This is a genomic window from Streptomyces sp. AK010, assembly GCF_014207295.1.
In the GTDB taxonomy this organism is placed as follows: Bacteria; Actinomycetota; Actinomycetes; order Streptomycetales; family Streptomycetaceae; genus Streptomyces; species Streptomyces massasporeus.
This window is the reverse complement of the sequence record NZ_JACHCX010000003.1, coordinates 65,991-77,451: the sequence shown is the minus strand read 5'-3', so window position 1 is coordinate 77,451 and position 11,461 is coordinate 65,991. Positions and strand designations below refer to the sequence as shown.

Sequence of the window (11,461 nt, the reverse complement as noted above, 5' to 3'; positions counted from 1 at the left end):
GCCCACCGGCCATGACCACACCCGCGTCGCACCGGGCCGCCCGCGCCCCCGTCCAGCAGGCCGCCGTGCTGCTCGGAGGGGTCTTCCTCGTGATCGGCGTGCTGGGCTTCATCCCCGGTGTCACCACCGACTACGGCTCGCTGGAGTTCGCCTCGCACGAGTCGGACGCCGAACTGTTCGGCCTGTTCCAGGTGTCGATCCTGCACAACCTCGTGCACCTGGGCTACGGCCTCGCGGGTCTGATCCTCGCGGGCACGGCGGCCGGGGCGTACTCGTATCTGCTGGTCGGCGGCGCCGTCTACCTGGTGCTGTGGGTGTACGGCCTGTCGGTCGGCCATGACAGCGACGCCAACTTCGTGCCGCTGAACACCGCGGACGACTGGCTCCACTGCATCCTGGGCGTCGCCATGACCGGCCTGGCCCTGGCCCTGAGCCGGCGCGAGACACCCACCGACGCACGGTAAGGATCACCGAGGACGGCATGCAGACCTTCCTGCCCTACCCCGACTTCCGCACCTCGGCCCTGGCCCTCGACCGCCGCCGGCTCGGCAAACAGCGCGTCGAGGCGCTGCAGGTCCTGCGCGGCCTGGTCGTCCCCGGCTACGGCTGGCGCCGCCACCCGGCCGTGAAGATGTGGCTCGGCTACGAGGAGGCGCTGGTCCGCTACGGCCTGGAGGTCTGCCGTGTCTGGCGTGAACAGGGCCACCAGGACACCTGCGCGGCGACGCTGGTGGCCGATCTGGCGGCGACCCGCCCGCACGCCCCGGTCCGCGACCAGCACCTGCTGGCCGCCGAGGGCGAACTTCCGCCCTGGCTCGGCGACGACCCCTTCCACGAGAGCCACCGTTCGGCCCTGGTCCGCAAGGACCCCGAGACCTACGCGACCCTCTTCCCGGACGTCCCCGACGATCTGCCGTACGTCTGGCCGACGTCGGACCGCACGGGCGGGCAGCCGTCCCGGAACTGACGGGCTCCCGCTTCGAGTCCCTGGGGGACTAGGCGGCCCTGCGGCGCGCCGGACGTCCGGACGGGGCGGGCTGCTCCATCACGTCGTCGAGCGGGAAGGTTTCGTCCTCCCCGAAGTCCGGGGCCTGGAAGGGGTTGGTCGCCGGAGTCGGCGACGCCGCGCGGGAGCGTCTGGTCTGCCCTTCCACGGCGGAGAACAGCGAAGTCGGTTCGATGAGAGATCTCTTTTCGTTACTGGCCCGGTCAGGGCCAGGCGTGCCCTGACCGGGCACGGAGGTCCTACAGCTTGGTCATCTTGGCGTACGGGCTCAGGATCCGCATTTGCGCCGAACCGAAGTCCACGAGCGCGGCGATCCCGTCCTCGATGCCGATGACCCGGCCGAGCCCGTACATGTCGTGCGTGACCTGGTCACCCACGGCGAAGTGCTTGGGAGCGGGGGCGACCGGCGCCTTGAAGGGGCTGGTAGGCAAATGACGCTTGGGAGCAGCAGGCTTTGTCATTGGCCTCAGTATGCGCCCACAGACGCCCCTCGCGCTGCGGCTGTCCACGTCCAGTGCCCGAACCGAGACGTAAGCGAAGCGTCGCCGGGGCCTTGCGACGGTCCTTGCGCTGGCCCAAAAAATCGAACACATGATTGAATTCGGCCATGCGAACGTTTCCCGACGACCTCGTCCGGGCGCAACAGGAGTGGAGTGCCACCTACCGGCAGCTCGCCGACCGGCCCGGCCGCACCGAGCTGCGCCGGCGTCTGCTGCGGCTGTCGGCTCAGGCGTTCTTCCACCCCTACTGGCAGCGGCGACGGCCCAGCCCGGCGGCGTGGTGGGAGCTGCGTGAGCTGGGGCGGGCGGCCGGAGACGTGCGTGAGCGGCTGCACCGGTGACGCGCCGGCCTGCGGGACCGTACGTCCCGGATGATCCTGAGGGTATGGCCGGACCGATTCGCGTGATCGTGCACCCACCGTCGCCCTCGGGTGGCCGCCGCGTGCGCGTGGACGGCGAGATCCTCGGCCTCGCCCACGACGTGACCGATGTCGCGGAGTTCCTCCGCCGCGCGGGGCTGGAGATCGACCCCGCGGACGTGGCGGAGGTTCCGTGGATCGACTGGCGTGGCGTGGGGCCCGAGCACTGGGGTCCGCAGGCGGGCGACTGACCCGCCGCGGGCCCGGTTCCACGGGCGGCGCCCCGGAGTGCGCTCACAGGCGGCGAACGGGACATTGGCGCCGTGGCCTTGTGGATGACGTGGGACCTGGAAGGGGTCGGAACGGCCTCGCAGTCCGTGGAGGGCGTGGAAGAGGCCGCCAAGTGGCTGATCGACTCCACGGAGCGCTCCAGGCGCGTCTTCGGCGCCGAGCGGGAGTGGCGCAGGCTCATGGACGCGGCGCTGCGGGTGCGCGAGGCGATGCTCGACGAGGGGCGCCGGACCCTGGAACGCGGTGCGCCGTGGGAGTCGACGGACGAGGGCGTGAAGATCCGCCTCACCCCGCGGGGCGCATGAGGATGTCCAAGCCGTCACATCGCGTCAAAATGTCCTTATCTACTTTTTCGTCCCCTTTCTCTAGTGCCATTGCCGCATCGGAGGGCACCCATGACGGACCTCAAGTTCGAGCAGAAGCGTTCGCTGACACGCCAGGAGGCCGCCGACCAGCTCACGGCACTCGCAGACGCGCTGAGGGAGGGTGGGGACGCCGAGCTGGAACTCGGTCCCGGAACACTGGGCCTGCGCATCCCCGACGACCTGCACAGCGAGCTGGAGGTCGAGATCGGCGATGGGGAGATCGAGCTGGAGATCGAACTGAAGTGGACGACCGCACCGGCCCGGGCGACCGGGTCACGCACGGCCGCCCCCGCGGAGAAGCCCGAGCGCCAGAGCGCACCCGCTGCGGCGTCCCGAAGTGCCACGAGGTCCGGCAAGGCCGGGGGGACGGGATCCGGCACGACCGGGCGCACGGGCTCCGGCAAGGCGAGGAGCACGGGCTCCGGCAAGGCCAGGAGCACCGAGCGGACCGCTGCGAAATCCCCCTGAGCCAGGAAACGCCAGAGGGCCGGACCGCGAAAGCGGTCCGGCGGAAGAATACGAGATTCGAACTCGTGAGGCGCTGCCCCCAACACGCCTTCCAACTGTTCGTCCGGGGGTACAGGGAGGTGCGGGAGCGTTCTGACCTGCGGTGCGGCTGTAGCGGGTGGGGCTCCTGAACGGTGCTGTACGGAGGTGGATGCAACCAGAACTGCAACCATCGCCGGCTTATTTGCCGCTCTCCGGGCCGTACCACTGGAGAGCCTGGCCGGTCACTGCCGCGATGCAGGCGAAGTCGTGGTCGCGGTGCAGGAGGGTGAGCCCTTGCAGTTCGGCCGTTGCGGCGACGACGAGATCCACCGCACCCGCACTGCGATGCTTTCCCTGTCTGGTGAGCGCTTCCTGGACCTGCCAGGCGCGGTCGTAGGCGCGGTCGAAGCCGCTTCGGCGCCTAGGCCAAGCACGGCGCAGTTCCATGATCCGCGGATGCCGCACGAAGACAGAGCCCACGGCAGGAGAGGATCCGGCTGCCCGCTCACCGAAATGTCCTTGATGGGCGTATATAAGTGCAACCAAAACTGCAACCAGTGCACGACGAAGAGCCGAGCCGCGATTGCGGCTCGGCTCTTCGTTCTGCCTGTTCAGGCAGCTGCGGAGGATACGAGATTCGAACTCGTGAGGGGTTGCCCCCAACACGCTTTCCAAATGCTCGTCTGGGGGTTCGGGGAGGGGCGGGGGCGTTCCGACCTGCGGTGGAGCGGATAGTTCAGCGACGTCCGGACGCAACTGAACGTGGGTGAATGAGACCAGAACTGAGACCACGATGTGACGGGTGGGCGGCCCACGCCGTTCGGTGGGTGCTGCACCCAGACCGAATTCCTACTTGTTTGATAATGTCGATCCCATGAGCGAGATTCCTTACAGCGTCGGCGAAGGGCCGGCCACCAGGGTCAGCCTCTCCCTCCCCGAGGGGACGGCGGAGGCGATCCGCCGACGGGTCGGCAAGCGTGAGTTCTCCGCGTTCATCACCGAAGCGGTGGAGCGCGAGCTGCGCGGTCAGATCTTGGATGAGTACCTGGCCGACTACGAACGTCGTCAGGGGCCGATCTCCGAGCACGAGCAGGAGCGGGCACGACGGGTCTTCGACGAGGTGTTCGCCGAGGAGGGGCAGTGGCCCGCCGCAAGCTGAGCCACGAAGGCACCCTCGTTCTCGACTGCGAGGGCCTGTCGAAGTTGGTCAGTGATCACGAGCCCGTCGTTGCCCTCATCGCCGAAGCCCGCAAGCGGGGCATGGAAGTCGTCATCAGCGCACTCACCATCATCGAAGCGGTGCATCGCCGGACCGACAAGGCGCGGCTCGCCTGGGTCCTGTCCGGCGTGCGGATCGTGCACATCGGCGACGAGGAGGCCAAGGCCGCCTCAGCCATGCTGATCAACGCTGGGCTGCATGGTCACAAATACGCCATCGACGCTGCCGTGGCCGAGACGGCGCTGCGTCAGCGCCGCCCGGTCGTCATGCTCACCTCGGACATCGACGACATGACGAAGCTCTGCGGCGACCGAGTGCGCCTCGTCGCCGTGTAGTAGATGCCCAAGACCCGAACGCCGGGGACGGAAGGTCGGCCCGTACGTTCTTGTCCGAGCGCGGTGGGGCCGGTGGACCAGTCTGACCAGTCGGTAGCACCCAGGGCCGTGATCGGCTGCGTGGCCGGACGCTTCGTCTTTCATGGTGCCGTGAGGTGCAGCAGCCGCGTGTTGGCCGCGTCCGGCGTGAAACGGTCAGGGGCGAATTCCGTGGCGGACCGAAGTCCGAGCCACTCCAGCATGGCGTGGTGTTCCCCATGCGCCGGGGCGGCGAGGATCACTTTGAGATCGCTGTAGCCGGGGGCGCCGCCGCAGTCCTCGGGCGGGCACGCCCCGGCACCGTCCACACAGTACGGATAGTGGAGCCCGGCTGCGGCTGTCTGGAACTGCTCCACGGTGATGAGGTGCTCCCATGAGTCCCCGAAGTCGTAGGTGTACACACACTGGGCACCCGACTTGAGCAGGGCGCCCAGTGTGGCGGTGCGCTCGTCGCGGAATCCGAGTTCGCCATCGGGACGGCCGTACTGGACGCCGTCGATGGTGAACGCGTGCATGTGGCAGTTCTGCCAGCCCATCGCGTCCTGGATCACGGAGTGAAGCCGGTCCAGGCGGATCGAGGCGGGCACCAGCAGCTGCCGCCAAACCCGGGGGTCGTCCACGTCGGCGAGCTCAACGAGGATCCGCAACACCGCGTCGCCGGGCTCGGGCTCGCCGCGCATCCGGGCCGTCTCGATGCGGCCGTCCGCCGTCAACTCGGCGGTGGTCTCCGTGAGATGGACAACGCCCAGGGAGGCGAGGGCTTTCAGGACCCTTTGGACGTCGTGGTCGTTGGCGGTGCGTAGATGCCCCAGACGGTCGGGGGACAGGTCGTCGAGCACGTACAGCGGGCTGACCGCGTGCCACACCACTTCGTACAGGTCACTGAGCGGCACCGGGGCCGTGGCGGCGTACAGCCGGTACAGCAACGCCCGCAGGCCCCGGTCGTACTCGTGCGCGAACAGGGACTCCAGCCAGCCGGACACCGTCACGGCCGGGCCGATGCGCGGCAGCGCCGCGAACAGCGCGCCACGCAGTTCCTCGGGGCGGTCCAGCAGCTTGGCGTTCTTCTTCACCGGCAGCAGGCGCCCGCCCGCCGTCCGCAGCAGTCGTGCCGCCTTCGCCCAGTCGACCAGCAGCGTGAGGTGGTACAACTCCTCGCTGGACTTCGTCCTGAACGTACGGTCCCCGATCACCGGGTCCATCCGGTCGCCGGTGTCCAGAACCTCCACCAATGCTCGCGCGTCGGCAAGCGTCACACGGCCGGTCTGGGTCAGCTTGCGTCCCGCGCCGACCCAACCGACCAGCGCTCGCACCTGCTCGACGGTCCTGCTCACTGTCTCACCCATGCTGACCTGCCCGTTCCGGTTCGTGTCCCGTATCACCCGAACCCAGGATGGCAGCACCGCCGGCGCACCCTGTTCTTCGCATGGGGGCGACACGGAAGTGGCAGACTGTGACGGTGACCACGCACGACGAGGAACTGCTGGCCCGGGTCCGGGAGATGAGGGAGCGCGGCAGCGCGCCGAAGCAGATCGCGAAGGCGCTGGGGCTGCGCCAGGCCCAGGCCACCGCGCTGGTCAGACGGGTCGCCGAGGCGGCACTGGCGAACGTCGCGCCGGATGAGCGGCCGGTGGTGGGCTGCTGGGTCAACGCGGGCTGGAGCGCAGGACTGGACATGGCCAAAGCCCCGGCCTGGGCGGCGGCCGACCCCCTCGGCCAGGAGCCGGACCCGGGCACGGGCGGCTTCGCCCAGATTCTGCTGGCCCGCCAGGAACGTGCCAGCAGGGTGACCGTCACCGGGTTCCTGGTGGACGTGTACTGCCTGGGAGTCAAGAACGTCACCGAACCCGAGGTGATGGGGTCCGGAACCCTGACCACTTACGTACCGATGTACTACTCGGCCTTCGACCACTGGCCGCTGTCGATCGGCGTGGAGCAGGCGCAGACGATCGTGCACGATGCGGTCGCCTACGCCCGCGGTCTTGGCTTCGAGCCCGCGGGCGGCTTCGCCGACGCCGCAGCGCACCTCGGTGCCCCGCCCGGCGACCGGCCCGTCATCGGCTTCGGCCGGGACGGCAAGCCGTTCTACTTCTCCGGCCCGCACGACAACCCGCGCAAGGTGGTCCAGATCCTCGAGCGCACCTGCGGTCCGGCCAACTACGACTACGTAGCCCATCTGTAGGAACGGGGGCGCGAGCGGCACGAAGCGGGGAACACGAGCAGTGATACCGGTCGAACAGCAACAGGAGCCCACCGGCACTCCACGGGTCCGGCACGCCGAGCACGAGGCGCAGGCCAACCTGCTGACGGTGCTGCGCCTGTGTATGACGGGGAAGCTGCGGTGCAGCGAAAAGACCCGCCGCCCCAGCACCGCCACCGTCTCGGCGGTCGCCGACGTCCTGAACGGCGGCGACTTCTATCCGCACGAGGCCATCGCCGCCTTCGCCTGGCCGATGCTGCTCCAGGCAGGCGGCCTCGCCCAGCTCACCGGCGGTCGGCTGGTGCTGACCACGCGCGGAAAGACCGCGCTGACCCGGCCACCGCACCTGACCATTGCCCAGCTGTGGCAACGCTGGCTGAACAACAGCCTCCTGGACGAGTTCTCCCGCGTCGAGGAGATCAAGGGCCAGCGCTCGGCGAACGTCCTGACCGCCGCCAAACCGCGCCGCAAGCTCGTTGGCCAAGCGCTGGCCGGCCTCACCCCGGGTGAGTGGATGTCCATCGACGGCCTGTTCACAGCCATGCGCGCGGCCGGTCTGGATCCAGTCGTCCACCGCAGTGAACGCGCCCTGTGGAAGCTGTACCTGGAGGATCCGCAATACGGCAGCCTCGGCTACGACGGCTACCACGGCTGGTCCCTCCTCCAGGGGCGATACACCCTGGCGGTGCTCTTCGAGTACGCCGCCACGCTCGGTGTCGTCGACATCGAGTACGTCCCTCCGGCGGGCGCCCGCGATGACTACCGGGACAATTGGGGCGGCGACTGCCTCGACCAGCTCAGCCGCTACGACGGCCTGTCCGCACTCCGCCTCAATCCTCTGGGCGCTCACGCCGTCGGCCTCACAGGCGACTACGCCCTTGCCCAGGCCCCCGCCTCGGTCGTCCCGACGGGCAGGCTCACCGTCCTGGCGAACTTCGACATCGTCGCCCTCGACGGTCTGCCTTCCGCCGACGCACTCCTCCTGGACGCCTTCTCTGAGCGGAAAACCGACCGGGTCTGGACGCTCACCGCCGCTTCTCTTCTGCACGCCCTCGACCGCGGGCACACCCTCGACGAGCTCCGTGGCTACCTGAACCAGGCCGCCTCACACCCTGTGCCCCACACCGTCACCACCCTGCTCGACGACACTGGCCGCCGCACCGGCCGACTCCGCGATACGGGGCAGACTCATCTCATCGAGTGCGCGGACGAGGCACTGGCAGCCCTCATCATCAGCGATCGCCGCCTGCGTGCGGTGTGTACACGAATCGGCGAGCGCCACCTTGCGGTCTCCCCCGACCGTCTGCCGGCGTTCCGCAAGGCCGCCCTGGCCCTGGGCTACCCGCTGGGCTGATGGCACGAGGAGAGCCGCTTCGGGGCACCTCGGGCCGGGGCGCACATCGATGCGTGACTGCTGATCATCGACAGAGGGCGCGTTCGCCGCATGGATGAAATGTCTTGAGTGTCGGAAATAAATGAGACCAAGCGCCAGAGCGTCGGACCGCGATCTGCGGTCCGACGCTCTGTTTCGCCTGTTCAGGCGGCTGCGGAGGATACGAGATTCGAACTCGTGAGGGGTTGCCCCCAACACGCTTTCCAAGCGTGCGCCCTAGGCCTCTAGGCGAATCCTCCGCCGCAAACAATACAAGACGTTGAGGAGTGCTCGCGAACTCGTTCCCGCCTCCGACATCAGGTAGCCTTGGCGCAGCCCCTCACGCGGCGCTATCTGACTGAACTCCCCCAGGGCCGGAAGGCAGCAAGGGTAGGTTGGCTCTGGCGGGTGCGTGGGGGGCGTCTGCGTTCCGGGACGGGGCCTTCCCGGCAGGGCTTCCTGGATCAGGACCTCCCGGACCGGATCTCCGGCCGGGCCCGGGCCGGGCCCGATGTCAGTGGGCGCCTATAACCTCGTATGCGTGTCGTCTCTCGCTCTGTACCGCCGCTACCGCCCGGAGACCTTCGCCGAGGTCATCGGGCAGGAGCATGTCACTGACCCGCTGCAGCAGGCGCTGCGGAACAACCGGGTCAACCACGCGTACCTGTTCAGCGGGCCGCGCGGCTGCGGCAAGACGACCAGCGCGCGGATCCTGGCCCGGTGCCTGAACTGCGAGCAGGGGCCCACGCCGACACCCTGCGGGGAGTGCCAGTCCTGTCAGGACCTCGCGCGCAACGGCCCCGGTTCCATCGACGTCATCGAGATCGACGCCGCTTCGCACGGAGGCGTGGACGACGCCCGTGACCTGCGCGAGAAGGCCTTCTTCGGGCCCGCCCGCAGCCGGTACAAGATCTACATCATCGACGAGGCCCACATGGTCACGTCGGCCGGCTTCAACGCGCTGCTGAAGGTCGTCGAGGAGCCGCCGGAGCATCTCAAGTTCATCTTCGCGACCACCGAGCCCGAGAAGGTCATCGGGACGATCCGGTCCCGGACCCACCACTACCCCTTCCGGCTCGTGCCCCCCGGCACCCTCCGGGAGTACCTCGGGCAGGTCTGCCAGAAGGAGACCATTCCCGTCGCCGAGGGCGTGCTCCCGCTCGTCGTGCGCGCCGGCGGCGGGTCCGTGCGTGACTCCATGTCCGTCATGGACCAGCTCCTGGCCGGTGCCGCGGCCGACGGTGTGACATACGCCATGGCGACCGCCCTGCTCGGGTACACCGACGGCTCCCTGCTCGACTCCGTCGTCGAGGCCTTCGCCACCGGCGACGGAGCCGCGGCCTTCGAGGTCGTCGACCGCGTGATCGAGGGCGGGAACGACCCCCGGCGTTTCGTCGCCGACCTCTTGGAGCGGCTGCGCGACCTGGTGATCCTCGCCGCCGTCCCGGACGCTGCCGAGAAGGGGCTCATCGACGCCCCCGCCGATGTGATCGAGCGCATGCAGGCCCAGGCCGGCACCTTCGGCCCCGCCGAGCTGGGCCGCGCCGCCGACCTCGTCAACGAGGGCCTGACCGAGATGCGCGGCGCCCACTCGCCCCGTCTCCAGCTCGAGCTGATCTGCGCCCGCGTGCTGCTCCCCGCCGCCTACGGCGACGAGCGGTCCGTCATGGCGCGCCTCGACCGGATCGAGCGCGGCGTGAACTACTCCGCGGGCCCCGCCGGCATGCCCGCCGCGGGATACGTACCCGGGCCGGAAGGCCATGGGGGAGCGGCTGCCGCTCCCGTCCAGGCGGGTGGCGGCGGTGCGGTGCCACCGGGCGGCGGTCCGGCCGCGGCCCGCGCTGCCGTCCGTGCGTCCGGAGGAGCAGGAGCAGGAGCAGGAGCAGGAGCAGGAGCACCGGGCAACGCAGGAGCACCGGGCAACGGCGGTGCCGCGCCCGGCGCCGGTGGCGTGGGCCCTGTGCCGGCCGCGGCCGACTCCGCCCCTCCGGTGACGAGCCAGGGTGCGCCGCAGCCCGCACCGGGCCAAGGCGCGCCGCTGACGACACCGGCCGCGCCTCCGGCTCATGCCCCTGCCCCCGGCTCCCAGGCCGGACCTGGTGCCCCGGGAGGCCCCGGCGCCCCCGCCGGGGCCCCGGCCGCCGCCTCCACCCCGGCCCCGGGCGGACAGTCCCCGTCCGCCCCGGCCGCCTCCTCCGCCCCGGGCGCCTGGCCCGCCGCCGCCTCTGCCGGCAGCGGCGGCCGTCGCCCCGGCGGCTGGCCCACGGCCACCCCGGGCGCGCCGGCCTCGAACACCTCACCGGCGAGCACCCCGCCGACGAGCACCCCCGCCCCCAGCACACCACCGACGGCCCAGCCCTCGGCTCCGGCGCCGGCCGCCCCGGCCCCCGCGCCCACTACGTCGGGCGGCGGCGGTGGCCTCGACCCCCGCATGCTCTGGCCGAACATCTTGGAGGCGGTCAAGAACCGCCGGCGCTTCACCTGGATCCTGCTCAGCCAGAACGCCCAGGTGGCCAACTTCGACGGCACGACCCTCCAGCTCGGCTTCGTCAACGCGGGCGCGCGGGACAACTTCCTGAGCAGCGGCAGCGAGGACGTGCTGCGGCAGGCGCTGGGCGAGCAGTTCAACGTGCAGTGGAAGATCGAGGCGATCGTCGACCCCTCGGGCGGCTCCGCACCCCCGGCGCCGGGCGGCCCCTCCGGGTTCGGAGGCGGCGGTGGCGGCTACAACCCCGGCGGTGGCGGCTACAGCCCCGGCGGTGGCGGCGGATACAACGCGGGCGGCGGTACGGCCACGGCCCAGCGCCCCGCCCCGCCCCAGTCGGCACCCCCGGCCGCTCCGGCCCAGCAGTCGAGCAGCCCCGCCCCGGCCTCCACCCCGGCCCCGGCACCGACCGCTTCCGTCCCCCAGCCCTCCGCCCCACCGCCGCGCCACGTCTCGGTCGAGGAGGACATCCCCGAGGACGACGACCCCGACCTCGACGAGTCGGCCCTCTCCGGCCAGGAGCTGATCGTCCGGGAGCTGGGGGCGACGGTGGTCGAGGAGTTCACGAACGAATAGCCGGGTCTCGCCTGCGCGGCCCGAGGAACACGCATCCCGAGGAACACGCATCCCGAGGAGCACGAGCCCCGAAGGACATGCGCCCCGAGGAATCACGCGTCCCGAGGAATCACGCGTCCCGAGGAACGTCCCGAGGGGGCACGCGCCACGAGGCACACGGGGCCCGTCTTGGAGGAACATCCAGCTCAAGATCCCCCCTCCCTTCGGAAGCCCGCACAAAGGGAA

At 70.3% G+C, this 11,461-nt stretch carries 14 protein-coding genes, 1 tRNA gene, 1 other RNA gene and 1 pseudogene; 12 read left to right on the top strand and 5 right to left on the bottom strand.

What is annotated here, in order from left to right; all coding sequences use genetic code 11:
- The first annotated feature begins 11 nt into the window (after positions 1-11).
- Positions 12-464 (top strand): DUF4383 domain-containing protein, encoded by a 453-nt coding sequence (locus tag HDC93_RS06490; protein WP_185008086.1) that lies wholly within the window; start codon positions 12-14, stop codon positions 462-464.
- A gap of 17 nt (positions 465-481) precedes the next feature.
- On the top strand, positions 482-967 hold the full coding sequence (locus HDC93_RS06485; RefSeq protein ID WP_185008085.1) for an MSMEG_6728 family protein: 486 nt from the start codon (positions 482-484) through the stop codon (positions 965-967).
- A 28-nt stretch (positions 968-995) separates the two neighbouring features.
- Here HDC93_RS06485 and HDC93_RS06480 read toward each other — a convergent pair whose 3' ends face one another.
- Together HDC93_RS06480 and HDC93_RS06475 are read right to left on the bottom strand one after the other, a co-directional pair.
- Positions 996-1,154 (bottom strand): hypothetical protein, encoded by a 159-nt coding sequence (locus tag HDC93_RS06480; protein WP_221516450.1) that lies wholly within the window; start codon positions 1,152-1,154, stop codon positions 996-998.
- A gap of 91 nt (positions 1,155-1,245) precedes the next feature.
- A complete protein-coding gene (locus HDC93_RS06475) occupies positions 1,246-1,467 on the bottom strand; it encodes a hypothetical protein (RefSeq protein WP_031110278.1) in 222 nt (73 codons plus the stop codon).
- Positions 1,468-1,613: 146 nt separating this feature from the next.
- Here HDC93_RS06475 and HDC93_RS06470 point away from each other — a divergent pair, with 146 nt between their 5' ends.
- From HDC93_RS06470 to HDC93_RS06455, 4 genes are all read left to right on the top strand, one after another.
- Positions 1,614-1,847 (top strand): hypothetical protein, encoded by a 234-nt coding sequence (locus HDC93_RS06470; RefSeq protein WP_185008082.1) that lies wholly within the window; start codon positions 1,614-1,616, stop codon positions 1,845-1,847.
- Positions 1,848-1,891: 44 nt separating this feature from the next.
- Complete coding sequence (locus HDC93_RS06465) at positions 1,892-2,116, top strand: hypothetical protein (protein WP_185008080.1); 225 nt, start codon at positions 1,892-1,894, stop codon at positions 2,114-2,116.
- 72 nt (positions 2,117-2,188) lie between these two features.
- Positions 2,189-2,461 (top strand): hypothetical protein, encoded by a 273-nt coding sequence (locus HDC93_RS06460; protein ID WP_185008078.1) that lies wholly within the window; start codon positions 2,189-2,191, stop codon positions 2,459-2,461.
- 90 nt (positions 2,462-2,551) lie between these two features.
- Entirely contained in the window at positions 2,552-2,989 is a 438-nt protein-coding gene (locus HDC93_RS06455) for an amphi-Trp domain-containing protein (RefSeq protein ID WP_185008075.1), read from the top strand.
- A 219-nt stretch (positions 2,990-3,208) separates the two neighbouring features.
- On the opposite strand, the pseudogene HDC93_RS06450 reads toward HDC93_RS06455, so the two are convergent.
- Positions 3,209-3,415, bottom strand: a pseudogene (locus tag HDC93_RS06450) (VapC toxin family PIN domain ribonuclease); the annotation flags it as partial.
- Between the two features lie 469 nt (positions 3,416-3,884).
- On the opposite strand from HDC93_RS06450, the gene HDC93_RS06445 reads away from it, so the two are divergent.
- Positions 3,885-4,169 (top strand): hypothetical protein, encoded by a 285-nt coding sequence (locus tag HDC93_RS06445; protein ID WP_030973973.1) that lies wholly within the window; start codon positions 3,885-3,887, stop codon positions 4,167-4,169.
- Positions 4,151-4,564, top strand: a complete 414-nt coding sequence (locus tag HDC93_RS06440; protein WP_185008074.1) for a DNA-binding protein — start codon at positions 4,151-4,153, stop codon at positions 4,562-4,564. The genes HDC93_RS06445 and HDC93_RS06440 overlap by 19 nt, the downstream gene beginning before the upstream one ends.
- A 140-nt stretch (positions 4,565-4,704) precedes the next feature.
- On the opposite strand, the gene HDC93_RS06435 is transcribed toward HDC93_RS06440, so the two are convergent.
- Positions 4,705-5,949: a plasmid pRiA4b ORF-3 family protein gene (locus HDC93_RS06435; RefSeq protein ID WP_185008072.1), complete on the bottom strand. Its 1,245-nt coding sequence runs from the start codon at positions 5,947-5,949 to the stop codon at positions 4,705-4,707.
- A 113-nt stretch (positions 5,950-6,062) separates the two neighbouring features.
- On the opposite strand from HDC93_RS06435, the gene HDC93_RS06430 reads away from it, so the two are divergent.
- Together HDC93_RS06430 and HDC93_RS06425 are read left to right on the top strand one after the other, a co-directional pair.
- A complete protein-coding gene (locus HDC93_RS06430; protein ID WP_185008070.1) occupies positions 6,063-6,785 on the top strand; it encodes a hypothetical protein in 723 nt (240 codons plus the stop codon).
- 40 nt (positions 6,786-6,825) lie between these two features.
- The gene (locus HDC93_RS06425) at positions 6,826-8,157 is read left to right on the top strand and encodes a helicase-associated domain-containing protein (protein ID WP_311774496.1); all 1,332 of its coding nucleotides are present in this window, start codon (positions 6,826-6,828) and stop codon (positions 8,155-8,157) included.
- Positions 8,158-8,350: 193 nt separating this feature from the next.
- Here the strand turns inward: HDC93_RS06425 and HDC93_RS06420 are convergent.
- Positions 8,351-8,435, bottom strand: a tRNA-Ser gene (locus HDC93_RS06420).
- A 71-nt stretch (positions 8,436-8,506) separates the two neighbouring features.
- Between HDC93_RS06420 and ffs the strand changes: the two genes are divergently transcribed.
- Both ffs and HDC93_RS06410 read left to right on the top strand, forming a co-directional pair.
- An RNA gene (ffs, locus tag HDC93_RS06415) (signal recognition particle sRNA small type) lies at positions 8,507-8,603 on the top strand.
- 113 nt (positions 8,604-8,716) lie between these two features.
- Positions 8,717-11,236 carry a DNA polymerase III subunit gamma and tau gene (locus tag HDC93_RS06410; RefSeq protein WP_185008068.1) on the top strand — a complete coding sequence of 840 codons (2,520 nt, stop codon included), beginning with the start codon at positions 8,717-8,719 and terminating at the stop codon, positions 11,234-11,236.
- The last annotated feature ends 225 nt before the right edge of the window (positions 11,237-11,461 follow it).

Bases quoted from the DNA above. Each gene is read 5' to 3' on its own strand.
- HDC93_RS06490 (WP_185008086.1), top strand. From the start codon at position 12: ATGACCACACCCGCGTCGCACCGGGCCGCCCGCGCCCCCGTCCAGCAG.
- HDC93_RS06485 (WP_185008085.1), top strand. From the start codon at position 482: ATGCAGACCTTCCTGCCCTACCCCGACTTCCGCACCTCGGCCCTGGCC.
- HDC93_RS06475 (WP_031110278.1), bottom strand. From the start codon at position 1,467: ATGACAAAGCCTGCTGCTCCCAAGCGTCATTTGCCTACCAGCCCCTTC.
- HDC93_RS06470 (WP_185008082.1), top strand. From the start codon at position 1,614: ATGCGAACGTTTCCCGACGACCTCGTCCGGGCGCAACAGGAGTGGAGT.
- HDC93_RS06465 (WP_185008080.1), top strand. From the start codon at position 1,892: ATGGCCGGACCGATTCGCGTGATCGTGCACCCACCGTCGCCCTCGGGT.
- HDC93_RS06455 (WP_185008075.1), top strand. From the start codon at position 2,552: ATGACGGACCTCAAGTTCGAGCAGAAGCGTTCGCTGACACGCCAGGAG.
- HDC93_RS06445 (WP_030973973.1), top strand. From the start codon at position 3,885: ATGAGCGAGATTCCTTACAGCGTCGGCGAAGGGCCGGCCACCAGGGTC.
- HDC93_RS06435 (WP_185008072.1), bottom strand. From the start codon at position 5,949: ATGGGTGAGACAGTGAGCAGGACCGTCGAGCAGGTGCGAGCGCTGGTC.